At 50.3% G+C, this 22,768-nt stretch carries 20 protein-coding genes; 10 read left to right on the top strand and 10 right to left on the bottom strand.

The features are described 5' to 3' along the window. Positions 1-16: 16 nt before the first annotated feature. Positions 17-1,378 carry an MBL fold metallo-hydrolase RNA specificity domain-containing protein gene (locus LG288_RS05335; protein ID WP_404402768.1) on the top strand — a complete coding sequence of 454 codons (1,362 nt, stop codon included), beginning with the start codon at positions 17-19 and terminating at the stop codon, positions 1,376-1,378. Here LG288_RS05335 and LG288_RS05330 read toward each other — a convergent pair. Together LG288_RS05330 and LG288_RS05325 are read right to left on the bottom strand one after the other, a co-directional pair. After that, entirely contained in the window at positions 1,359-1,781 is a 423-nt protein-coding gene (locus LG288_RS05330; protein ID WP_404402766.1) for an HIT domain-containing protein, read from the bottom strand. The two genes, LG288_RS05335 and LG288_RS05330, sit on opposite strands and share 20 nt — an antisense overlap. Before the next feature lie 11 nt (positions 1,782-1,792). After that, positions 1,793-2,311, bottom strand: a complete 519-nt coding sequence (locus LG288_RS05325) for an alpha/beta hydrolase (RefSeq protein WP_404402765.1) — start codon at positions 2,309-2,311, stop codon at positions 1,793-1,795. A gap of 112 nt (positions 2,312-2,423) precedes the next feature. Between LG288_RS05325 and LG288_RS05320 the strand changes: the two genes are divergently transcribed. After that, positions 2,424-3,272, top strand: a complete 849-nt coding sequence (locus LG288_RS05320) for a hypothetical protein (protein WP_404402763.1) — start codon at positions 2,424-2,426, stop codon at positions 3,270-3,272. Here the strand turns inward: LG288_RS05320 and LG288_RS05315 are convergent. After that, positions 3,269-4,546 carry an acetyl-CoA hydrolase/transferase family protein gene (locus tag LG288_RS05315; protein WP_404402761.1) on the bottom strand — a complete coding sequence of 426 codons (1,278 nt, stop codon included), beginning with the start codon at positions 4,544-4,546 and terminating at the stop codon, positions 3,269-3,271. The genes LG288_RS05320 and LG288_RS05315 overlap by 4 nt on opposite strands. Before the next feature lie 193 nt (positions 4,547-4,739). Here LG288_RS05315 and LG288_RS05310 point away from each other — a divergent pair, with 193 nt between their 5' ends. After that, positions 4,740-5,027, top strand: a complete 288-nt coding sequence (locus LG288_RS05310) for a hypothetical protein (RefSeq protein ID WP_404402759.1) — start codon at positions 4,740-4,742, stop codon at positions 5,025-5,027. A gap of 6 nt (positions 5,028-5,033) precedes the next feature. Here LG288_RS05310 and LG288_RS05305 read toward each other — a convergent pair whose 3' ends face one another. Continuing rightward, positions 5,034-5,420 carry a glutaredoxin family protein gene (locus tag LG288_RS05305; protein ID WP_404402757.1) on the bottom strand — a complete coding sequence of 129 codons (387 nt, stop codon included), beginning with the start codon at positions 5,418-5,420 and terminating at the stop codon, positions 5,034-5,036. Positions 5,421-5,502: 82 nt separating this feature from the next. On the opposite strand from LG288_RS05305, the gene LG288_RS05300 reads away from it, so the two are divergent. Next, on the top strand, positions 5,503-6,729 hold the full coding sequence (locus LG288_RS05300) for a permease (protein ID WP_404402755.1): 1,227 nt from the start codon (positions 5,503-5,505) through the stop codon (positions 6,727-6,729). Here the strand turns inward: LG288_RS05300 and LG288_RS05295 are convergent. Next, positions 6,726-7,493 (bottom strand): CLCA_X family protein, encoded by a 768-nt coding sequence (locus LG288_RS05295; protein ID WP_404402753.1) that lies wholly within the window; start codon positions 7,491-7,493, stop codon positions 6,726-6,728. The genes LG288_RS05300 and LG288_RS05295 overlap by 4 nt on opposite strands. A gap of 139 nt (positions 7,494-7,632) precedes the next feature. On the opposite strand from LG288_RS05295, the gene LG288_RS05290 reads away from it, so the two are divergent. The 4 genes from LG288_RS05290 (at position 7,633) to LG288_RS05275 (ending at position 13,387) form a co-directional block, all read left to right on the top strand. Continuing rightward, positions 7,633-10,263 carry a M14 family zinc carboxypeptidase gene (locus tag LG288_RS05290; protein ID WP_404402751.1) on the top strand — a complete coding sequence of 877 codons (2,631 nt, stop codon included), beginning with the start codon at positions 7,633-7,635 and terminating at the stop codon, positions 10,261-10,263. Between the two features lie 117 nt (positions 10,264-10,380). Next, the gene (locus tag LG288_RS05285) at positions 10,381-12,054 is read left to right on the top strand and encodes a carbon starvation protein A (RefSeq protein ID WP_404402749.1); all 1,674 of its coding nucleotides are present in this window, start codon (positions 10,381-10,383) and stop codon (positions 12,052-12,054) included. An 18-nt stretch (positions 12,055-12,072) separates the two neighbouring features. Next, the gene (locus tag LG288_RS05280) at positions 12,073-12,345 is read left to right on the top strand and encodes a cory-CC-star protein (RefSeq protein WP_404402747.1); all 273 of its coding nucleotides are present in this window, start codon (positions 12,073-12,075) and stop codon (positions 12,343-12,345) included. A 25-nt stretch (positions 12,346-12,370) separates the two neighbouring features. Next, positions 12,371-13,387, top strand: coding sequence for an ArsA family ATPase (locus LG288_RS05275; protein ID WP_404402745.1), 1,017 nt, complete (start codon positions 12,371-12,373; stop codon positions 13,385-13,387). On the opposite strand, the gene LG288_RS05270 is transcribed toward LG288_RS05275, so the two are convergent. Next, positions 13,354-14,115, bottom strand: a complete 762-nt coding sequence (locus tag LG288_RS05270; RefSeq protein WP_404402743.1) for a hypothetical protein — start codon at positions 14,113-14,115, stop codon at positions 13,354-13,356. The genes LG288_RS05275 and LG288_RS05270 overlap by 34 nt on opposite strands. Before the next feature lie 206 nt (positions 14,116-14,321). Here LG288_RS05270 and LG288_RS05265 point away from each other — a divergent pair, with 206 nt between their 5' ends. Continuing rightward, entirely contained in the window at positions 14,322-15,449 is a 1,128-nt protein-coding gene (locus tag LG288_RS05265) for an efflux RND transporter periplasmic adaptor subunit (protein WP_404402741.1), read from the top strand. 11 nt (positions 15,450-15,460) lie between these two features. Next, positions 15,461-18,550, top strand: coding sequence for an efflux RND transporter permease subunit (locus tag LG288_RS05260; protein WP_404402739.1), 3,090 nt, complete (start codon positions 15,461-15,463; stop codon positions 18,548-18,550). An 84-nt stretch (positions 18,551-18,634) separates the two neighbouring features. On the opposite strand, the gene LG288_RS05255 is transcribed toward LG288_RS05260, so the two are convergent. The 4 genes from LG288_RS05255 to LG288_RS05240 form a co-directional block, all read right to left on the bottom strand. Beyond that, the gene (locus LG288_RS05255) at positions 18,635-19,006 is read right to left on the bottom strand and encodes a hypothetical protein (protein ID WP_404402737.1); all 372 of its coding nucleotides are present in this window, start codon (positions 19,004-19,006) and stop codon (positions 18,635-18,637) included. Between the two features lie 11 nt (positions 19,007-19,017). Next, the gene (locus LG288_RS05250; protein ID WP_404402734.1) at positions 19,018-20,694 is read right to left on the bottom strand and encodes a M28 family peptidase; all 1,677 of its coding nucleotides are present in this window, start codon (positions 20,692-20,694) and stop codon (positions 19,018-19,020) included. Positions 20,695-20,725: 31 nt separating this feature from the next. Further along, a complete protein-coding gene (locus tag LG288_RS05245; protein ID WP_404402732.1) occupies positions 20,726-21,268 on the bottom strand; it encodes a DUF192 domain-containing protein in 543 nt (180 codons plus the stop codon). An 87-nt stretch (positions 21,269-21,355) separates the two neighbouring features. Next, the gene (locus LG288_RS05240) at positions 21,356-22,759 is read right to left on the bottom strand and encodes a YdiU family protein (protein ID WP_404402729.1); all 1,404 of its coding nucleotides are present in this window, start codon (positions 22,757-22,759) and stop codon (positions 21,356-21,358) included. Positions 22,760-22,768: the final 9 nt, after the last annotated feature.

The raw sequence follows: 22,768 nt of genomic DNA, 5'->3' as shown, positions 1-22,768 counted from the left end.
TCACTGAGGCTTATTTATGCAGATTCATCACCATGGCGGTTTTGATCAGGTCACCGGCTCCTGTCATGAATTAGAGCTGAGCGCCTCTGAGTCCTACCTTATTGACTGCGGTTTAGCTCAGGGCGAAAAGCAAAGCGACGATCAAGACCTGACCGCAGTAAATTTTTACCATCCGGCAATCAAAGCCTTATTCGTCACTCACAGCCATCTGGACCATGTCGGTCGAATTCCTTACTTGCTAGCCGCTGGTTTTACTGGCCCGATTTACTGCACGCGCGCAACCGCCCGGCTGTTACCGCTGGTGATTGCTGATGCGATAAAAGTGGGTGTTACCCGCAATGCCGCGCTTATTGAGGGCATTCTGCAGCAGCTTGAAGAACAACTTTATGCTGTTGACTATCAACAGTGGGTAAAGGTGTCTCCTGCTTTAACCATACGTTTTAATAATGCCGGACACATTATGGGTTCGGCCTTTATCGAATGTCTTCTGGAGGATCAGCAGGTCGTGGTATTCTCCGGCGATATCGGCTGCCGTAATACACCTTTGTTGCCAGACCCCAGTCGCTTAGAAACCGCTGATCTGCTGTTGCTGGAAAGTACTTACGGTGACCGCCTGCACGAGCCACGCGATCAGCGCCAACAACAGTTAAAACAGGTTATTGAGCGCTGCGTTAAAGATGGAGGTGCCGTGTTAATCCCGGCGTTTAGTATCGGCCGGACACAAGAGTTGCTGTACGAACTGGAAGATATCTGGCATCAACTGGAGCTGTCCGGACACTACAGTTTTCCCGAGGTGGTGGTTGACTCGCCACTGGCGAGTGATTTTACTGAACTGTATGGCGAATTGCAGGCGTTGTGGGACCAACAGGCCAAGGCTAAGGTAAGACAAGGTCGTCACCCTCTGGAATTTCGTCATTGCCATACAATTGATGACCACGCAACACACCTGAGCCTGGTTAACCGGCTAAAAAGCACCGCTGAACCGGTGATTATAATTGCCGCCAGCGGCATGTGTGCCGGCGGCCGGGTTGTTAATTACCTAAAGGCTTTACTGCCCGATGAGCGCACCGATGTGCTGTTTGTCGGCTATCAGGCTGCAGGCACTCCGGGCCGTGACATTCAGACCTATGGCCCGCGCGGCGGCTACGTCATCTTTGACGACGAACGGATAACCATAAAGGCACAAATTCATACTCTTGGGGGTTACTCGGCCCACGCCGATCAGGCTGAATTACTCGACTTTATCGCCTCTGCCGCCCAACCGGTAAAAAAAGTCCGGCTTATTCATGGCGAGCCAAAAGCCCAGGCCGCACTTGCCGAAAAAATTCAGCAGCAATTTAATATACCGGTAGAAACCGCTACAAACTTAATTGTTTGAAGATGTCCCGCAACCGTAACACTTCTGTTTCGCTTAACGCCTGCCTCGGTGCAGCTGCTGACCACACCGGAGCCGGCCAGGCCACATCGTCTTTAAAACGGGCAATATGGTGCATGTGCAGTTGTGGCACCTCATTACCAAGGGCTGCAACGTTTAATTTGTTGGGCCGGTATTCCGCCTGCAGCCAGTAGCTTAAAAAGGCACTTTCGTGCCACAGTTGTTGCTGGTCCTGCTCGCTTAAGTCAATAATCTCACTGATGCCATTATAACGGGGAACCAGAATAAACCATGGGTACTGATTGTCATCAACTACCCGCACCTGGCTTAATGGCCAATCTGTTAAGTAAAGACTGTCCTGTGCTAATTGCGGGTGCAGTTCAAATGTTGTCTCTTGTTCGCTCATAACGTACCTCATTAACCTGATAGATTAGTAATAACACGGGTCAGCGACTGTTTAAATAATTCAGTAGTTTGTGGAAGAGTATCCACCAGCCGATGGTCATCGTTCAGTACATGCAAATTGGCCCGATAGCCCAGCGCGAAGCGCCAGCTATTCGCTACGGGTACAATATCGTCCTGCCAGCCATGCACGATATCCACCGGACACTTTAATGGTAACTCGTCGATATCGGCATACCCGCCGAGATAAAATGCCGGCGCCATCAAAAACAGTCCGGCACAATCTGTACTGCCCGCTGCTACGGTAGCCACATAGCCGCCCATGCTGGAGCCCACTAAATAAATTGGTTGGCCAGATTGCTGCTGCAATACATTTTTTAAACGGCTCACGCGCTGTTCAACGTCTAAGTCAGTGCGATAGTCAACGCTGTCCACCTGACAGCCCAAGTCTTTAGCCACTTCGGCTAAGGCCATAATTTTGGTTCCCCAGGGACCACTTTCCTTGCCATGACTAAAGATAACCTGCATCGACATTTTGTTAACCTCTCCCAATCAATTCTCAGATAAACTTGTTGTTTTTTTGTACTTTGTTTGTTATCTATTATGTTATGATTTTGTTATCAGCAGGGACAACCAGGAATCATTGATGCGCTTAACCTTCGCTTTGTGTCATTACTCGGTTTTATTAGGATTACTGGTAGCGCCGGTAAAAATTGCCGACGCTGCTGATATCACCTGGGGAGTTAACCCCTCGCCGCCTTTTCACATTAACACCGGCAGCTACCAAAACCAGGGCTTTTGCGATGTTTTAGTCAGTCGCTTGCGCGATAAATTGCCCAATATTAAGCAGAATATCCGCTATCTTCCGGCAAAACGCATTACCTACTTAATGAAAAAAAAGGATAACTTATGCTTCCCCTGTATGATAAAAAAAAGCGCCTATAACCCGGGTTTTCTTTTTACCGACACTACCCATTTATATCCGGCTCATGGCATTTTAACCCACCGCGAGGCAGCCGAACGAATTGTCCGTCGCTACGGCAACCCGGTCACCTTTGCAAAGTTAGCACAAGATCCCGAATTTCGCTTTGCTCAGTCTATTGACCGGCGGTACGGCAAATTACAAGCGCTTATCAATCGACATCTGGTTGACCAAAACCATTACATTACCGTGGCAGGCGAAAACGCCCATGTGAATCTTATGAACCTGCTGTTAAAAAACCGGGTCGATTACACGATAGATTATGAGGCCATTAAACGATTTTACGAAAAGACTCACCCCTTAGCGAACAACGAACAGCTGGTCTTCCTGCCGATTCAGGAACGCGTCGGCGATAGCGTGGAGGGTGCGGTTGGCTGTACAAGCAATGCCTGGGGACAACAGGCCACAGCGCAAATTAATAAAGTCATCAGTGAGCTAACCACTGATGACTCGTTTCAGGCGGCACTTGATTTCTGGCTGGGCCAGCAGCGACCGCGACAAATAAACCCTTAGACTTTAAGGCCCCAGTTCTGATAAGCCTGTTCAGCCAGGCTCTCGCGAAACTGTGGCGCAGCGATAAGAATCAGCGACCGAGCCCGCTCGGTCATGCTCTTGGCGCGCAAATTAGCAATACCGTGCTCAGTTACAATATAGTGTACGTGCGCACGGGTCGTCACCACCCCGGCGCCCGGAGCAAGTAGCGACGAAATGCGGGAAACTTTGCCGCCACAGGCGGTAGAAGGCAACGCGATAACAGAACGACCCCCCTCTGATAAACTGGCGCCACGGACAAAGTCCATTTGACCGCCTACTCCCGAATAAATTTTTGTGCCAATGGAATCAGCACAAACCTGGCCACTTAAATCTACCTGCAAGGCACTGTTGATGGACATAACCTGACGATTACGCCGGATTACCGCAGTATCGTTGGTATACTCAACGTCCAGAAAAAACACTTCCTGATTATCGTCCACAAAATCATAAAGTTTTTGCGATCCCATAGCGAAGGTGGTAACAATTCGCCCACGGTGCTTGACCTTATTGGAATTGTTAATAACACCATTTTCTACCAGAGGTAATACGCCATCGGAAAACATCTCGGTATGGATACCCAGGTTTTGATGATTACCCAGACAGCCCAGGGTCGCGTCCGGTATCGCCCCGATGCCCATTTGCAGGCAGTCGCCGTCATCAATCAGGCTGGCTACTTGTTCGCCAATACGCTGGGTGGTCGGGTTTTGTTCCGGCTGTTGATGCTGAGGCAGTTCCGCAGCTTGTTCAAAGTAGCGGTGAAAACGCGCCAGCGGCACCAATGCGTCGCCGTGGGTGCGCGGCATATTCGGATTAATCCAGGCAATAATTTTTTTCGCAACCTGCAGTGCCGCCCGGGTCGCTTCTACCGATATCCCGAGGCTGCAATTACCGTGCTTATCCGGTGGAGACACCTGCAACAGTACCGCATCAAGCGGTTGTTCACCCGAGCGAAACAACTTTGGAATTTCCGATAAGAAAATCGGGACGTAATCCGCTAATCCCTCGCTTACAGCTTGCCGTGTGGAAGCTCCGACAAAAAAAGCGCGCTGGCGTAAATGACCGCTTAACTCGGGATCATTCAGCGCCTCGCTGTATTCTGTATGCAGTTGCAGCAAGGTCAGGTTACGTCGATGATAAGCGACATTCTTTAGGCCCTCGAGCAGTTTATAGGGTGTCGCCGCCATCGACTGACACCAGATAACGTCGTTATCTTCCAGAATCGACAGGGCCTGCTCGGCGGTATTAACTTGCATAGTGTGTTCCTATCCCAGGGTAAAAAAACGTATCTGAATTTTAGCATAGAGCCTTAATTAAAATGCCTGCAAATTCAGGTATATTCCATTTTGGTCTAGCGCTTTTTCCCGATCCCGGCAGCGGCCAACATTTTTTTAACTATAGTTGTGATAAGCCAATTAACATTTTATTGGGTGCAGCGTGGAGGTCATTATGGAAAAGTTAACAAAAGGACGTTCAAACTGGGCAGTTGTACTGGTTACTACGGCTTTGATGTATCTTGCACTGGGCTTGCTGGCTCTTTCGCCGATTGTGATTATTTGGCTGGCCGCCGGGTGGTTACATGACCTGTTCAGCCAATCAACCACCTTTTTTTCGTCCAATCCGAGGCTCTATACGGTATTAACGATTATTGGCCTGGCCAGTGCTGTTACCCTGGTAGCCGATAAGCTCTATCAGCGCATTAAGGCACACCACAAACACGAACTTGAGCATTTCTAGTCGCGTTTAGCCAAACGTACGGGTCAGGTACTGGTTAATGTCGTTTGATTCATACAACCAGTCGGTGCTGCCATCGCCATTGTCAATCCGCAGGCAGGGAACCTTAACCCGGCCACCACCCTGCTCGAGCTGCTTACGCGCTTCCGGATCATGTTGCGCATCACGGGTTTCTATCGGTAGGGACAACAGTGCCATGTGCTTACGCACCTTAATGCAAAACGGGCAGGTTTTGAATTGATATAATGCCAGGTTTTGACATTTCTTTTCAACTTCAGCCTGCTGTTCACTCGAGCGTTCAATACCTGCGGGAGTGGTAAACTTCTCCGCTAAAATCATGAATGGCGTAAGAATTAAACGCACCAGCCGAAAGAAATACCGCACCAAAATACGCATCGAACTCTCCTGTTGAAAAATCTGTGCTAGGTTAACATATATTGATCTGTGTTCTAAAACCTTTAAACGCCGGGGAGCGACTATGGATGTATTTTTACAACGCTGGGCCGAAGCCGCTTACACCAGCCTGGGGTTTTTCTGGATGGCATTGTGGGCTTTTATCCTGGGTTATCTTATCAGCAGTTTAATCCAGGTATTGGTAACCCGGCGCCGGATGCGCAAATCCATGGGCGAAAGTAACCTAAAATCAATTTCTCTGGGTACCTTTTTTGGGTTTATTTCCAGCTCCTGCAGTTTTTCAGCGCTGGCCACGACACGGGCTCTGTTTAATAAAGGCGCCGCTTTCAGTGCTTCAATGGCGTTTTTGCTGGCTTCTACCAATCTGGTGATCGAGCTGGGCTTTGTTATTGCCATTTTCCTGGGCTGGCAATTTGTCGTCGGCGAATATGTCGGTGGCCTGTTGTTGATATTGTTTGCCTGGCTGTTTATCAAGGTTACCAAGCCGACCCAGCTAATTAAAGATGCGCGCGCGAAGGGTCAGGCTGATGAAGAGGAAGAGCAAAGCCATCAGTTAAGTGAATTACTGCAGCTGCACACCTGGCATAAAGTGGCCATGAAGTTTGTCATGGAGTGGCAAATGGTCTGGAAAGATGTCCTGATTGGTTTTACTGTCGCTGGTGTTATCTCAGCCTTTGTCCCCAGCGCCTTTTTCCAGTGGTTATTTTTAGGGGCAGGCTCTGGCACGCAGCTCGATTTTCTGTCGGTTTTACAACAAACGGTTGTCGGCCCAATAGCGGCATTTTTCACTTTTATTGGCTCAATGGGTAACATTCCCCTGGCCGCCGTGCTGTTTGGTGAGGGTGTTGCCTTCGCCGGCGTTATTGCCTTCATCTTTTCTGATCTGGTGGTGTTACCTGTGCTGCGCATCAACGCCCGCTATTATGGTTGGAAAATGTCTTTATATATTGCTCTGATGCTGTTTGTTTGTCTGATAGCCACTTCATTAGTGCTGCACTACGGACTGCTGGGTCTGGACTTGCTGCCGACACTGGATAACTGGAGTTCACCAAAAGAGCAGCAGCATTTTCAATTTAATTACAGTTTTGTATTAAACATTATCTTTTTGCTCATTAGCGCTGCGTTGATCAAGTTGTTTATCGACCATAAACACCAGGACCATGGTGGAGGACATGAACATCACCATCACGATCACGGTAGTCGTAGCCTAAAAGATACCATTTTGCTGACGTTAAGTGGCGTCAGTGTTATCTGGCTGATTGGCGGCATGGCGATTTATCTGCTTGGCTAACTGGCTTTCAGAGCCTGCCCCAGCAGCTGAAAATAAGAAAACCAGCAGGTCGCGATACGTTCCTGCAATGGCAAAGGCGGATATAGCCCCGCCTTTGCCACATCAGTTTTTTGTGTGCCGGCTACTAAGAAGTGATTTTTAAGGGGCTGACGTTGCACAATTGCTTCGAAGGTACGCGCTGCCATCTCTTCCGGCAGAGCGAAATATTGAGTCCCCTGACGTTTATCAAAATTAATACAGTGGCGCATGAACTCGCCGCACTGACCGCCGTCTTCAGATACAAATATGTGTCTGAAAGCACGACTTAGATGACTATTAAGCGGATGTGGATTAATTTGCTGACTGTGCAGCCAGTGGCGTGAGGCAAAGCGCAAAGGCGGCGGCTGGTCGTCAAACATTTTGCTACAGATATAGTGATCGAAGGCGTGAAACCACTCGTGGGCAAGACTGCCGCCTCCGGCATTTTTGGCCAGCGCCAGTACCCGGCCCTGGGGCAAATAATGAGCGCTGGCCCCGGGGCGCCCGCCAATACCGTAATGTAAAGCCAGTGTACCCCGCAACGAGAGCACCTGATTAGGTACCTGTAACAGCTGTTGCAGATCGCACAGCGCATCAAAAAATAAATTGGCTGCCCGTTGTTGCTCGGCAGCGGTCACCCAACGGCCAATGCGAATTGAGTAAAAGCCGAACAGGCGGACTATATCGGCAAAGCAGACATCGGCTCCGGCACGGTGCTCAGGGCCATTTCGATAATAACTACGCATGATCTGAGATTACCACAAAAGGGCGACGGAAAACCCGCCCCAGTCTATCGCAAGAATGACACCAAACACCGAAAACCTGGCCGTGCTAATGCAACTTCTGTTATGTTGGCAGTATAACTAAAACCAAAGGGAACTGACTATGTTGAAAAAACTCCTGCGTGGTATCAGCACGGTGGCTCTTGTCAGCGTTGCCCTGCCCTCGATGGCAGCAACCACAGATCTATCGTACTATTTACCCACTGACGTAACCTACGACCCCAGCATTACCAAACCTTCGGAAATACTCGGCCATGAAGTCGGCGAATGGCATGCACGCCACGATCTGATTGTTCGTTATATGGAAGTACTGGCCGAAGAATCTGACCGTATTACCTTTGAGGTGACTGGTCGCACTCACGAGCAACGTCCTTTAGTGCTGTTAACGGTAACGGCTCCGGAAAATCACAGCAACATCGAAGATGTGCGTCAACGCCACCTGGCGGCTGCCGATCCTAAGCGTGACGCTGATCCGGACAATACCCCCCTGGTCATGTACATGGGGTACAGCATTCATGGTGATGAATCCAGTGGCAGTAACGCCGCGTTAGTGTTTGCCTATTATCTTGCTGCAGCTCAGGGCGACGCCATCGAGCAGGTATTGCAGGATTCTGTGGTTCTGCTGGATCCGTCCTTCAACCCCGATGGTCTGGCACGCTTTGCTCAATGGGCTAACCAACACCGCGGCCAAAACCTGGTAGCTGATTCAAACCACCGCGAACATGTGCAGCCTTTCGTTCGTGGCCGGGTTAACCACTACTGGTTTGATATGAACCGTGACTGGCTGTTACTGCAACACCCTGAGTCGCGCGCCCGTGTCGCTAACTTCCAAAAGTGGAAACCCAATGTCTTAACCGATTTTCATGAAATGGGTACTGACAGCACCTTTTTCTTCCAGCCCGGGATCCCTTCACGGAAAAACCCCATTACGCCGGATGAAAACGTGCGTCTGACTGAGATTTTAGCTGCCGAGCACGCTGATTCTCTGGATGAGCTGGGTAACCTGTACTACACCGAAGAATCCTTTGATGATTTCTATTATGGTAAGGGTTCTACCTACCCTGATGTTCAAGGCGCGGTGGGTATTCTGTTCGAGCAGGCCTCGAGCCGCGGCCACTTGCAGGAATCCATTAATGGCGAAGTTGAGTTTCCCTTTACCATCCGCAACCAGTTCATCACTTCCTTAAGCACTATCTATGGCGCGCACAAAAATAAAGCCCGCTTTATTCAGTTCCAGGAAGATACTTATGATCGCTGGATGGAAATGGGCGACGACGCCCGCTTTGACGGCTATCTGATCGGCGAAGAAACTGACGCGAACCGCCTGGAAGGCCTGTTAGATATTCTGAAACAACACCAGGTAGAAGCTTACCGGGTAGAAAAAACCGTTGAAACCGATGGTAAACGCTACGTTGCCGGTAAAAGCTACTTTATCCCGGCTGAGCAACCTCAGTTTGGCTTAATCCAGGGCATGTTCAGTACCCGTAAAAACTTCCCGGATAACACCTTTTATGATGTTTCGGGCTGGACACTGCCGATGGCCTTCAATCTTCAGTTCAGTCAGTACCGTGGCCGTATCAGCGTAGCTGACCAGGCATGGGAAGAGCCAATGCGCGAAGCTTATGAGCTAACCGATGATGCTTATGCGTATGCCTTTGACTGGAATGATTACCTGGCCCCCGGTTTGTTACAAGAGCTGCTGGAGCAGGACATCCACGCCCGTCAGAGCTACAAACCACTGACGCTGGAAACACCCGATGGTATTAAAGAACTGAGCCCGGGTTCAATCGTTGTAACGCAGGCCTATCAGCAACACGACTGGGCTAAAGTGCGCGAAGTACTGGCAGCTGCTGCCAGAGAGCGGGATATCCCGGTAGTTTCGGTCGAAAGCGGCTTAACTCCGGAAGGTATTGATTTGGGTAGCCGTAACATTAACCCGGTAAATGAACCTAAAGTAATGATGCTGACAGGCGACGGCGTTAACCTGTACGAAGCGGGTGAAGCCTGGTATTACTTCGATCGCCATGTCGGTCTGCCGTTGTCGATGGTCGATACCGACCGTTTAGGCCGGGTAGATCTGCAAAAGTACAGCCATATTCTGATGGTTGACGGCAGCTACTATACCCTCGGGGACAGCGATAAAGAAAAGCTGAATCAGTGGGTTAACAATGGCGGTGTCATTATTGGCCAACAAGGTGGAGCCGAATGGTTAACTGAAAATGGCTTGCTGCGCGCCAAATGGGTGGCCGACGACGTCTATGAAAGTGCTTTTGACAGCACCGGTATGAGTTATGGTGAACGCGACGATTTTTATGCCAAACGTCGGGTGGCCGGCGCCATCTTTAATATGGATGTCGACACGACTCACCCCTTAATGTTTGGTATGCCACGTGGGCAAATGCCGGTATTTAAGGACGAACTGAATGCCATGGAAGTACCCGTTAGTCCCTTTGTCAGTGTCGCCAGTTATAACCAGGAGCAGCCGTTGCTGAGTGGTTATGCCGACCAGCGCAATCAGGACGTACTGAAAGGTAAAGCAAATATTGTTGCCCACCGTCTGGGTGGCGGACACGCTATCGGCTTTGCCGACAATATAAACTTCCGGGGCTTTTTCTGGGGTACCGCCAAGTTACTGAGTAATGCAGTTTACCTGGCGCCGGCTATTGCTGCCTATGCAGAGCCAATTGAAGATAAAAAAGCGGCCGATGAGGAAGCTGCAGAAGCAGCACACTAAGTCGCCGTAATTGAAAAAACCCGCCAGCAGCAATGTTGGCGGGTTTTTTGTTTCTATTGATTTTATTGCGCTTCCTGCAGTAAGGTTGACGCACTATCGGTTAACAGGACACAGGCCATGAACGCAATTTTTGTCATGCTGCTCGGGCTCGGGGCAATGTTCCTCGGCTACGTTTTTTATTCCAAATACATCGCCGAAAAAATCTATCGGCTGGATCCCGACTTTAAAACCCCGGCACATGAACTGGAAGATGGCGTCGACTTTGTCCCGACTAATAAATTTGTCCTGTGGGGTCACCACTTTACGTCAGTAGCCGGAGCAGCGCCGATCATTGGTCCGGCAATAGCCGTTATCTGGGGCTGGGTTCCTGCCTTTCTATGGGTAGTGTTTGGCACTATTTTCTTTGCCGGTGTGCATGATGCCGGTGCTATCTGGGCATCCACGCGCAACCGCGCTCGTTCGATGGGTAGCTTAACCGGCGATGTGGTCAGTAAACGCGCGCAAACGCTGTTTATGATCGTGATATTTCTGGTGCTGTTGATGGTGAATGCTGTTTTCGCCACTGCAATTGCCGGACTGTTAATCAGTTTTCCCAGCGCAGTAGTCCCTGTCTGGGGCGCTATCTTTGTGGCTTTAATTATTGGCCAGATTATTTTCCGCCGATGGATGGGGCTGGGTGCTATTTCCGTACTGGGTGTGGTTGCTCTTTATGTCTTAATCTGGGTTGGCCCGTCGTTACCGCTGGCATTGCCGGATACCCTGATGGGCTTATCAGATAATGCCCAATGGATTTTGATTTTATTTTTCTATGCGGCGATTGCCTCACTGTTACCGGTCTGGGTACTGCTGCAGCCTCGCGATTACATTAACGGTCTGCAACTGTTTATTGGCTTAATTCTACTTTACGGCGCAGTACTGATGCTGGGTCCTGATATGACCGCCCCGGCATTTAACTCGAATACTCCCGAAGGCACTCCGTCAATGCTGCCACTGCTGTTTGTGACCATTGCCTGCGGTGCGATTTCCGGTTTCCACGGTCTGGTGGCCTCGGGGACTACCTCAAAACAGCTGGATAAAGAAACTGATCTGCGCTTTGTCGGTTATTTTGGCGCAATTGGTGAAGGATCATTATCGCTGGCGACCATCATCGCAGCCAGTGCCGGTTTTGCCACTCTGGCTGACTGGCAGGCTGTCTACAGCTCGTTTGGTCAGGGTGGTGTCTCGGCTTTTGTCGCCGGTGGCGCAAACATTATCAGCAACGGTATTGGTCTGGAAGTTGGTGTTGCCGAAACTCTGCTTACGGTCATGGCTGTGCTTTTTGCCGGCACTACCATGGATACCGGTATTCGTCTGCAACGCTATATTTTCCAGGAATGGGGTAATATCTATAATATATCGGTTATTCAAAAACCGACTGTCGCGACGTTATTGGCGGTCGCGAGCTGTTTGTTACTGGCCTTTGGTGCTGGTGGCGCCGACGGTACCGGTGGCTTGAAAATCTGGCCGCTGTTCGGCACCACCAATCAGCTGTTAGCCGGTCTGACTCTGATGGTTGTCACGGTGATGCTGGTGCGCTTAAAACGGCCAATGTACGTAACCCTGTTACCGCTGATATTTTTACTGATCATGACCGTATTTGCGCTAATTATCCAGCTGCAGACATTTTATCTGCAACAGAACTACTTTTTGTTCTTCCTGGATATTGTCGTTTTGATAGCGGCTATCTGGATTATTCTGGAAGCCAGCGCGACGCTGTCAAAAGTGCGTAAAGAACACAGCAAACTGCCCTGATAAGGAACAACAACCGCCATGAATATAACGTCGATCAGTCAGTGGCTTAACCGCGCAGGACAGCTTGCTAATGAATTTTATAACGCGCCCTACCGGGCAGCTATTGCGCGGGCTAAACGGGACGAAGATGATTTATTCATGCTGCTGGTATTCTCTGAAATGATGGGTGTGCCCAACCCGGCCACCTACTATACCCTCGAGCTGCAACCGTTGATGCTTGAGCGTTTTCACGACTGGCATCAGCGCATGGGTATGGAACATTCCCCCTTAGATAACTTCCGCTGCTGCTAACAGCTTCGGGCCACTGGCTGGGTATATGACAGGTTTATTGGATCGCAAAGTAATATTGGTCGGCGGTAAAGGTGGTGTCGGCAAAACGACCGTATCCTCTGCACTGGCATTGTTGGCAGCGCGATCCGGTAAGCGGGTGCTGGTAGTTTCGACCGACCCCGCCCACAGTCTGGCGGATGCTTTTGGGCAACCTATCGGGGCTAAAACGGTACCTTTAGCCAAGCGCCTTGATGGTCTTGAAATTGACCCCGATGAGCAGGTTAAAGCGCACATTCAGTCAGTTACACAACAGCTAAAACGCTTTACCAAACCTGAACTTTATCCCGAAGTTGAACGCCAGATGCGCTTATCGCAGCAGTCTCCCGGGGCGCAGGAAGCTGCGTTATTGGAGCGTATTTGTCAAATCATCGACGGCGCTGAACAACACTATGATTTAGTGATTTTTGATACCGCTCCGACAGGTCACACGCTGCGCCTGCTGACTCTGCCCGAAGCAATGGCAGCCTGGACACAGGGCATGCTTAAGTCACAAAGCCGCTCGGAAGAGCTTGCCGGAGTATTAAAACACCTGGCGCCAAAAGCCGGAAAAGACCTTAGCAATCCGATGGCAAACCCCGAACAACACGCCAGTGATGGCATGACGGACCGCACCAGAGCCATTTCTGAGCAGCTGTTAAACCGACAGCGACTGTTCCAGCGGACCCGGCGCTTATTAAAGGACCCCGGCCACAGTGGTATTTTATTTGTTTTAACCCCGGAACGGTTACCAATTCAGGAAACAGACCGCGCCCTGACCGCCCTGGCGGCCGAAAAACTGCCAATCGCCGGCGTAATTATTAACCGGGTATTACCGGCAGAAGCCGACGGCGACTTTCTTGCCCGCCGTCGCCAACAGGAACAAAGTTACCTTGCTGATATTGACCAGCGCTTTAATACCTGGCCAAACTATCGGCTGCCCTTGCTGGCCGTTGATCCGCAGGGCCTGCCAGCTTTGCAACAATTTGCCGATCAGTTGGCTGCAGCCGGCCTCTCTAACACCTGATAATCGTAGTACTCGCGCAACGTCTGCTCGCTGAAGTCGATAAAATACAGATATTCACCGGTCATTTCCTCCGTTGTACGTTGTGGCACCGTATAACGCTGTTGCCCGTGGCTAATGGTTTGCAGCTGGATTTCCATATGGTAGCGGCTTAATGACACCGACATAGCCGGCGAAAAAGACTCTTTCAGTGTTATCTCCAGCCCTACCAGTCGATCGTCGTTGCTATCCAGGTAAAGATAGCCCTGTAACTTATCGTTATGATCGCTGAACTTATCCAGATCCGGATCAAAGCCGAAGGTTCTGACAGATTGCCCCTGCCACTGCTGCTTTTGTAAAGGTTGCAGCGTTTCGCTTTGCACTAGTGTCTGTAACGACACCTTAATACTTTGTTGCTCGTTCTCTTTGCGTTCACCCTGATTAGCACCGGCAATTTCACCGCCGTATAGCTCATCCTGCTTCATTCTTGAATATTCTTCGCGCCGCTGGGCCGACGGCTGTTGTTTATTTTCCTTAAGCAAAATCCACGGTGGTTGCTGACGGGGGTCAAACTGTTCAACAACGGTGCGCTCACCAAAGTCTGAACGTCGCTTGTAACCAAACTCTACTGTTTGCTGCTGCTGTAACTTTTGTAACGCGCGTTGTGCCGCACTGGTATCCGTTTGTGCACACGTAACACCCGGTACACCGCCAATAAAAAGCAGGACTGCAATGCCCAGACTGTATTTCATTAATCACCCATCATACAAAAATAGAAAGTAAAGCCGATCGAATTTTCTTAACTTACGTATGATAAGCCGTAAATGCTTTGATGTCCTTAGCCTGATGAGTTTTTTATTTTACAAACATACAGGTATGTATGTATAATTAGCGTCGTTTAAAATGAGCGAAAATTTACTTGAGGTAACGGATGAACAACCGGTTAAGATGGCTTCCCATGGCAGGGATAATGGTGCTTAGCTCGGCAGCCCTGGTGGCCTGCAGTGATCAGCAACAACAACAGGGTCAACAACAAAAGTCGGCGCCGGCTGTCGATGTGGTTGAAGTTGCACCGCAAAAAGTTGAACTTTCGACAGCCCTGCCCGGGCGAACGGCCGCCTACCATGTCGCTCAGGTACGCCCACAGGTCAGCGGTGTGTTGCTGGAACGCAAATTTGAAGAAGGTGCGCGGGTCGAACAGGGCCAACAACTGTATCAGATTGACCCTGCCATCTATGAGGCCGATGTAGCCAGTGCCGAAGCCGAAATTGAACGCGCTAAAGCAGTATTGAAGAGCTCTGAGTTACGCTATCAGCGTTTTAAAGAACTGCTCAGCGAAAATGCCATCAGCCAGGATGAGTTTGATACAGCCGAAGCGACTTATTTTGAAAACAAGGCAGCGCTGGCGTTAGCTGAAACGCAACTAAAAAGAGCCCGGATTAATCTTCAGTATACCCGGGTTAACGCACCTATTGACGGCATTGTAGGCCGTTCTAATTTTACCGTTGGTGCCCTGCTGACTGCCTCGCAGCCCGAGCCTCTGGTAACTATTAATCAACTGGACCCTATTTATGTCGATATCAGTCAGTCCAGTAAAGCCTTTTTACAGCTGAAGGCCGATATCGAATCGGGACGGATCCAGGCCAACCCACAGGGAAATGCCCCGGTATCTTTGAGCTTAAATGGTCTCAGCTACCAGCAACAGGGTGAGTTATTATTCTCTGAAGTAACCGTCGACGAAAATACCGGCAGCATTTTACTCAGAGCTAAGTTTCCAAACCCCGATAACGACCTGTATCCGGGTATGTTCGTGCGGGCAGTAGTTAGTGAAGGCAGCCTTGCTAAGGCTCTGTTATTGCCACAACAGGCGGTAACCCGCGATCCCCGCGGTCGCCCGTATGTCATGGTGGTAACCAAAGACAACAAAGTAGAACAACGAATGATTGAAACCGAACGGGCTCTGGGTAGTGATTGGCTTGTCAGCAGCGGTATTGAGAGCGGTGAGCGGGTCGTAACCTCAGGCTTACAGAATGTTCGGCCGGGTGACAGTGTGCGCGTCGACAATACCACTCAACAACAGCAGTAGAGGACCCGGACATGGCGAAATTCTTTATTTACCGGCCGATATTTGCCTGGGTCATTGCGATATTAACCATGCTGGCGGGAGCCATAGCGGCAATCCAGCTGCCGGTTGCTCAGTATCCTGCTATTGCTCCGCCAGCGGTTGAAATTCAGTTTAGCTACCCCGGCGCAAACTCGGAAACCGTTGCTAACACGGTCACTAAGGTGATCGAGCAAAATATGACGGGTATCGATAACCTAATCTATTTTTCTTCGCAAAGTAACTACGGTAACGGCACTATTAGCCTGACCTTTGCCTCGGGAACTGATCCTGATATTGCTCAGGTACAGGTGCAGAATAAGTTATCACAGGCTACTCCGCAGCTGCCTCAGGAAGTGCAGGCCCAGGGCATTACCGTCAGTAAGTCGAGCAGTTCATTTTTGATGGTACTGGCTCTGGTGGCTACTGACGATCGCTATAATCAAACCGATTTAAGTGACTACATTGCCTCTAATATTCAGGATCCCATTTCGCGTACCTTGGGGGTCGGTAATGTGCAGTTGTTTGGTGCGCCCTACGCTATGCGGCTTTGGGTAGACCCGGCAGCTCTGGTCAATTATGGCCTGACCATGGCCGATCTGAAAACCGCTATCAGAGCCCAGAATGCACAGGTTGCGGCCGGCGAATTAGGTGGTTTACCGGCGGTGGACGGTCAACGGCTGAACGCCACCATCATTGCGCAAACCCGACTGTCCGAGCCTGAGCAGTTTGAGCAGATTATCCTTAAAGTATTGCCCGACGGCTCACAAATCCGCATGAAGGATGTTGCGGAAGTCGAGCTGGGTGCAGAAAACTATGCCACCCGTGCCAAATACAACGGCAAACCGGCGACAGGTCTGGCGATCAACCTGCAGACCGGTGCTAACGCACTGGAAACAGCCAACGCTGTGAAAGCCCGTATCGACGAACTTGAACAGTTTTTCCCGGCCGGAATGGAAATGGTAACCGCTTACGACACCACCCCATTTATCAGAATTTCGATTTCGGAGGTGGCACAGGTTCTGGTCGAAGCGGTCATTCTGGTATTTTTATTGATGTTTCTGTTTTTACAGAACTTCCGCGCTACGTTAATACCAACTCTGGCAATACCGGTAGTTATTCTTGGCACCATGGGCGTGCTGGCATTAGCGGGCTTTTCGATTAACACTCTGACTATGTTTGGCATGGTGCTGTCGATTGGCCTGTTGGTTGACGATGCCATCGTGGTGGTCGAAAACGTTGAGCGGTTAATGGCAGAAGAAGGCTTGTCGCCAACGGAAGCCACGGTTAAATCCATGGGTCAGATTACCGGCGCACTGGTGGCTATTGGTGTTGTCATGGCAGCGGTATTCGCACCAATGGCTTTTTTCCCGGGTGCTACCGGAGCCGTCTACCGGCAGTTTTCGCTGACGATAATCACCTCGATGGGCTTATCGGTCTTAGTCGCGATTATTTTCTCTCCTGCCTTATGTGCAACCCTGCTAAAACCGGTTAAACGCAATAAGAACGAAGGTTGGGGCCCGCTTGGCTGGTTTAACCGCGGTCTTGAAAAAGCCACGGCGAAATACACCGATTCAGTGGCCGGTATTTTACGTCGCTCTATTCGTTTTGGCCTGCTGTATCTGGGCATTATTGCCGTCTTAGCCTTTTTGTTTATGCGTTTACCGGCGGCTTTTTTACCCGAGGAAGACCGCGGCGTCTTTTTAACACAGATGAATCTGCCGGTCGGCTCTACCATGGAGCAGTCGACCGCGGTTATGGATAAGGTCGAAAACTATTATCTGGAGCAGGAGGAAGCGGTCCGCTCCGTATTTTCGGTTGTTGGCTTTAGCTTTTCCGGACGCAGCCAGGCCAATGGTATCGCCTTTGTGCGCTTAAAAAACTGGCAGGAACGTGACGAAAGCCAGTCTGTACAGGCGGTTATTGGCCGTGCCTTTGGCTTTTTTAACGGCATTAAAGAAGCGATGATTTTTGCCTTTAACCTGCCACCGATTCCTGAGCTGGGGAATGCCACTGGCTTTAATCTTTATCTGCAGGATCGTGGTAATGTCGGCCACTCGGCGCTGGTCGAGGCGCGCAATCAACTGCTGGGCATGGCCAGTCAAAACGATAAGATGGTTCAGGTTCGTCCCAACGGTCTTGAAGATGCCCCGCAATTGAAAATTGATATCGATTTTGAGAAGGCGCAGGCGCTGGGACTCAGTATTACCAGCATCAATGACACCCTCAGTACCGCCTGGGGTTCAGCCTACGTCAATGACTTTATTGACCGCGGCCGGGTGAAACGGGTGTATGTCCAGGGCGAGGCCGACGATCGTATGTTGCCGCAGGACATAAACGAATGGTACGTGCGCAATAATGCCGGCGAAATGGTACCTTTCAGTGCTTTTTCCAGCTGGCAGTGGACCTATGGACCGCAACGTCTGGAAAGTTACAATGGTGTGCCGGCACTGGAAATTCAGGGGCAGGCAGCGCCCGGCATCAGCACTGGTGAAACCATGATGGCAATGGAGCAAATGATTGCGCAATTGCCACCGGGTATTGGTTTTGAATGGACCGGTATATCGTTACAGGAAAAACAATCAGGAGACTTTGCGCCGATACTGTATACCTTGTCGCTAATTGTGGTGTTCCTGTTTCTTGCCGCTCTGTACGAAAGCTGGTCAATCCCCTTTTCGGTTATGCTGGTTGTGCCGCTGGGTATTCTTGGTGCTGTTATCGCAGTCAGCTTACGCGGCATTTCTAATGACGTGTATTTTCAGGTGGGACTGCTCACCACAGTCGGGGTATCGGCACGTAACGCCATTCTGATTGTTGAATTTGCCAAAGACTTGCAGGAACAGGGTAAAGAGCTACTGGATGCCACTCTGGAAGCGGTGCGCTTGCGTCTGCGGCCTATCTTAATGACCTCGCTGGCCTTTGTTTTTGGTGTCATGCCGCTGGCTCTCAGCGATGGTGCCGGGGCTGCCAGCCGCAACGCCATTGGTACGGCGGTTATAGGTGGTATGATAGGCGGAACCGTATTGGCGATATTCTTTGTCCCGCTATTCTTTTATGCGGTGCGACGAATTTTTCCGGCTAAATGACTCCGGCTAAATAATACTGGCTTAGCAACAAAAAATCCCGAACGTTCTGTTCGGGATTTTTTATTGCGAAAAAATAACTGTTTGTCATTTTCTCTCGTCTTCATCAACCTTTTCGTACTCGCCTTCGATAATAGTCGAGTCGCTATTTTCCTGCTGCCGTTGTTGCTGCTGTTGATAGGACTTTTTACTCTGTTCGTACTGTGCTTTCGCCTGCTTACGCATCTTCCAGATCTGGCGGATGGCATGCCGCTGCTTCCATAGTACCGGTATCATCAGGACCATACCGATAATTAATATAAAGAACCCGAAGGTTACCGCTAAGCCCAGCAATATTAATAAGAAAAAAATGCCGACTATTCGGGTGAACCAATTACCACCAGGCCCACCCGGACCACCAGAGCCCGTGCCTCCCCCCTGGTTAAGGCGAATGTAGATGGGTTTACCCCGTTGATTCATGCTATCTCCTGTTATTGACGCTGCTCATCTGTGGCCTTGCGCGTCGCTTCAAACTCATTACCCGGCGCCCATTGTGGCCATTCGCGAGAATTAGCCAGGTCATAACCTAGTTCAAAAAACGCCTGTAAGTCCTGCTGGGTACCCCGAAGATCCCAGTCCGGATCGTATTCGTCAGCGGGCTTATGGTAGGCTTCCGCGACAAATTTTGCACGTTGCTCTTCAGCCCACTCTTTGCCTTTGATAATGTGCTCATTACCACCTTTTGCATAAAGCATAGGCACACCTTTTTGCGCCAAGCTAAAATGGTCTGAGCGATAAAAGAAGCCGGCTTCCGGCGTCGGGTCCGGAACTAAAAAGCGATCTTGCTTCTCGATGTAAGGCTTAAGGTAACGATCAATTTCAGAGTTACCATAGCCAATTACGACCATATCTCTGACCGGACCATAGACGTTCATCACATCCATATTGATTCCGGCAACTGCCTGACTTAAAGGCAGTAACGGGTTTTCGGCGTAATATTTTGAGCCCAGTAAACCACTTTCTTCTGCACCTACGACAGCAAATAAGACCGAACGTTCCGGCTGTTTTTCAGCAGCCATTTTTTCTGCAATAGCTAACAGACCGGCGGTACCTGAGGCATTGTCCTGAGCTCCGTTGTAGATCGGGTCATCGTCGCGCACCGGATCGGTACCGAGGTGATCATGGTGAGCCATATAGATAACGTGTTCTTCAGGATGTTGGCTACCTTCAAGATAACCCACCACATTGTAGGCACTTAAATAGTCAAATTTATTGCTGATTGAAGCACTAGCCTGAATATTCAGCGGCAATGCCTGAAAGTCATCACTCAGCGCCAGCTCGCGTGCTTCTTCTACTGACATTCCCTGCTGCTCAAACAACTGTTCTGCACTGTCGAGGGTTAACCAGCCTTCCAGTTTTGCCCGGTGCATATTATTGTTATCTTTTTTTAAGTCGTAGCGCACCGGTGAGCCCGAAGCCACAACTCCCCAACCGTAACCGGCGGCACCGGTTTCATGAATGATCAGTGCGCCCGCTGCACCCTGCCGTGCTGCTTCTTCATATTTGTAAGTCCAGCGCCCGTAATAGGTCATCGCATTGCCATTAAATAATTCCGCATCCTGAGTAGCAAACCCCGGGTCATTAACAAACATCACCACGGTTTTGCCCTCGACATCCAGACCTTCATAATCATTCCAGTCGTATTCCGGCGCCACAATCCCGTAGCCGACAAAGACCATGTCACTGCTGCTCAAATCGATTTGCTCATCAACGCGCATCGACCAGGCCATCATATCGGTTCGATAATCCATAGTTTGCGGTGCTTTATCGCCGCTAAAGGTTAAGTCACTGACTTTATAGGGCATAATTTTAACCAGCGGGACCGACTGCCGGTAGCTGCCTGTTTCTTCGTTATACGGTTTTAAGCCCCATTCGGAAAATAACCCTTCGATATAAGAAACGACTTTTTCTTCTCCTGCCGTCGATGGCTCCCGCCCTTCAAACTCATCGCTGGAGATGGTCTTTAAATAGTCCTGGTAATTGGCGTTAAAATTAGCCCCGGGCAGCTCAGCCGAGGCTGTTTCACCTGCCTGCTGTTCTTCCCCGGCCGGGCTACAACCCGCCAGTAAAACGGCGGCTACAAAGGTTAATACTATCGATGATTTCATCACAACTTCCTTTTATCAATTCTGTTTTTTATTAGTGAATATCGTCGCAATCTTGCCCGGTATCAAGGTCTGCCGCCATCACCACCCGGTCACCTATGCGGATATCGTGCTCGGCAAAAAAGCCAGCATTTACTTCCAGTGCATACTGGTAGGTTTTCCCCGGGGCATAACTACGGCATCGCCGCGGATCCTGACTGCTGCAGGGCATCATGGTAAAGGTTTTAACGATTTCCATGTCCGCGTTTAAATAGGCGATATCCAGCGGGATTAATGTCTGGTACATCCAGAAGCCTGAATCACCCGGCCTTGGCTGCTGGTAGCGGAACAGCATACCCGCATCGTCATCCAGGGACTGGCGCTGCATTAACCCGCGGGCGTGCTGGGCAGAGCTATCCGCTAACTCTACCTGCAGGGGTTGCTGCATCTCCCCAAGACAAATTTTGGTACGGGCAAACTCTTGTGCCGCAGGTACCCGCCACTGCTGGGCAAGCACACTAGTACTTATTCCCAGAGCCGAGGTTAACGCTAAGACCGTTAGCCAACGGCCGGGCATCGACATTTGTTTTTGCTTCATCACAGACCTTTTAATTATCTGTCCGCGCAGTGGCGGACTGGTGTTTTGATTCTGTCGTATCCACTGGTAAAGCGCAACAACTTGCGATTAACTGGAGCATGACAGTTGACTTACCTGCTGCTCTGGGCGCGGTGGCGCCGCCCATTCACTGTCCAGCCACTGTCGTTTAAAAGGACTGGTCAGAACCTGCAGATAGTCCTGCAGTGGCTCGTCATCACCGCTTTCAGCGGCGTTAATAACGCGCTGCAGATGGTGAGTTCGCAGGGTGACGACCGGATTAACCTGCTGCATGGTGGCCAAATCCGGTTTGTTATGAGTGGCTTTTTTATAATCCTGCAGCCAGTTGCCGGCAGCCTGCACCAGGGCATTGTCTTCGCCTTCATTAAGGTGTCTTTCTAAATGAATAAAGCTTTGATTGTAGTCCAGCTGGTGCTGCTGCAGTAACTGCAGCCACTCACCAATTAAGCGCTGAGAATCACCGGACTCTACCGCGCTCAGGCCCAGGCGCTGTTGCATCTGGGCCAGATAAACACGCTGGATATAAGGTTCGTAGTCATCCAGCACGGCGGTAAACTGGCTGACGTCCATCGACAAGCTCAGTGCTGTCTGTAATCGCTGTAAATTCCATAAGCCGATGCCCGGCTGTTGCAAAAAGCCGTAACGCCCGGTCTGATCCGTGTGATTAAAAATTTTCTCCGGCTGATAAGTGTCCAGTATGGCATAAGGGCCATAGTCAAAAGTTTCGCCAACCAGGCTCATGTTGTCGGTATTCATAACCCCGTGGATAAAGCCATAAGCCTGCCACAATGCAATCATCAGGGCGGTACGCTCCATTACCCCACGAAACTGTTTTTTTTCATCAGCGCCGGCTAAATCAGGCCACTGCCGCTCAATAACGTAATGCCAGAGCGCGCGCTGTGTGTCCTTTAAGTGCCGATAATAACAATGCTCGAAATGCCCAAAACGTACATGGGTTGCTGCCGTTCGCAATAACATCGCACCAGGTTCAGGCTGTTCACGCTGAACCTGCCCTGCACTGCTAACCAGCACCAAAGCGCGGGTAGTCGGTACACCCAGCGCCGCCATCGACTCACTGGCAAGATATTCTCTCACCGACGAGCGTAAGACCGCACGGCCATCGCCACCGCGGCCGTAGGGGGTGGGTCCTGCACCTTTTAAATGCAGATCCCGGTAATCTCCTGCCGGCGTTTTTACCTCACCCAGCAGTAAACCGCGTCCATCACCCAGGTAAGGATTAAACTGGCCAAACTGATGGCCGGCGTATTTTTGCGCTAACGGCCGCCACCCGGCTGGTGTCTCCCTGGCATCGATTTGTTCGCATAACTGCTGCGCTCCGCCACTACCACCCAGTTGCTGCCAGAGCTCGCTATTAAACAAGCGAACCTGTGAGGGACCATTAATACTGACCGGCTGCTCAGTAATAATATCAGCGAAGTGTTCTGCATAATGGTTAACAAAGTGTAAACTCATAGACTCTTA

Source organism: Idiomarina seosinensis, assembly GCF_044797955.1.
Taxonomy (GTDB): domain Bacteria; phylum Pseudomonadota; class Gammaproteobacteria; order Enterobacterales; family Alteromonadaceae; genus Idiomarina; species Idiomarina seosinensis_A.
The sequence above is the reverse complement of the archived record's forward strand: the minus strand, read 5'-3'. Positions and strand labels throughout refer to the sequence as shown.

What these genes read in the sequence shown, in the direction of transcription:
- LG288_RS05335 (WP_404402768.1), top strand. Translation starts at nt 17, where the DNA reads ATGCAGATTCATCACCATGGCGGTTTTGATCAGGTCACCGGCTCCTGT.
- LG288_RS05285 (WP_404402749.1), top strand. Translation starts at nt 10,381, where the DNA reads ATGAACGCAATTTTTGTCATGCTGCTCGGGCTCGGGGCAATGTTCCTC.
- LG288_RS05330 (WP_404402766.1), bottom strand. Translation starts at nt 1,781, where the DNA reads ATGAGCGAACAAGAGACAACATTTGAACTGCACCCGCAATTAGCACAG.
- LG288_RS05290 (WP_404402751.1), top strand. Translation starts at nt 7,633, where the DNA reads ATGTTGAAAAAACTCCTGCGTGGTATCAGCACGGTGGCTCTTGTCAGC.
- LG288_RS05240 (WP_404402729.1), bottom strand. Translation starts at nt 22,759, where the DNA reads ATGAGTTTACACTTTGTTAACCATTATGCAGAACACTTCGCTGATATT.
- LG288_RS05260 (WP_404402739.1), top strand. Translation starts at nt 15,461, where the DNA reads ATGGCGAAATTCTTTATTTACCGGCCGATATTTGCCTGGGTCATTGCG.
- LG288_RS05265 (WP_404402741.1), top strand. Translation starts at nt 14,322, where the DNA reads ATGGCAGGGATAATGGTGCTTAGCTCGGCAGCCCTGGTGGCCTGCAGT.
- LG288_RS05300 (WP_404402755.1), top strand. Translation starts at nt 5,503, where the DNA reads ATGGATGTATTTTTACAACGCTGGGCCGAAGCCGCTTACACCAGCCTG.
- LG288_RS05280 (WP_404402747.1), top strand. Translation starts at nt 12,073, where the DNA reads ATGAATATAACGTCGATCAGTCAGTGGCTTAACCGCGCAGGACAGCTT.
- LG288_RS05310 (WP_404402759.1), top strand. Translation starts at nt 4,740, where the DNA reads ATGGAAAAGTTAACAAAAGGACGTTCAAACTGGGCAGTTGTACTGGTT.
- LG288_RS05320 (WP_404402763.1), top strand. Translation starts at nt 2,424, where the DNA reads ATGCGCTTAACCTTCGCTTTGTGTCATTACTCGGTTTTATTAGGATTA.
- LG288_RS05315 (WP_404402761.1), bottom strand. Translation starts at nt 4,546, where the DNA reads ATGCAAGTTAATACCGCCGAGCAGGCCCTGTCGATTCTGGAAGATAAC.
- LG288_RS05295 (WP_404402753.1), bottom strand. Translation starts at nt 7,493, where the DNA reads ATGCGTAGTTATTATCGAAATGGCCCTGAGCACCGTGCCGGAGCCGAT.
- LG288_RS05250 (WP_404402734.1), bottom strand. Translation starts at nt 20,694, where the DNA reads ATGAAATCATCGATAGTATTAACCTTTGTAGCCGCCGTTTTACTGGCG.
- LG288_RS05245 (WP_404402732.1), bottom strand. Translation starts at nt 21,268, where the DNA reads ATGAAGCAAAAACAAATGTCGATGCCCGGCCGTTGGCTAACGGTCTTA.
- LG288_RS05270 (WP_404402743.1), bottom strand. Translation starts at nt 14,115, where the DNA reads ATGAAATACAGTCTGGGCATTGCAGTCCTGCTTTTTATTGGCGGTGTA.
- LG288_RS05275 (WP_404402745.1), top strand. Translation starts at nt 12,371, where the DNA reads ATGACAGGTTTATTGGATCGCAAAGTAATATTGGTCGGCGGTAAAGGT.
- LG288_RS05255 (WP_404402737.1), bottom strand. Translation starts at nt 19,006, where the DNA reads ATGAATCAACGGGGTAAACCCATCTACATTCGCCTTAACCAGGGGGGA.
- LG288_RS05325 (WP_404402765.1), bottom strand. Translation starts at nt 2,311, where the DNA reads ATGTCGATGCAGGTTATCTTTAGTCATGGCAAGGAAAGTGGTCCCTGG.
- LG288_RS05305 (WP_404402757.1), bottom strand. Translation starts at nt 5,420, where the DNA reads ATGCGTATTTTGGTGCGGTATTTCTTTCGGCTGGTGCGTTTAATTCTT.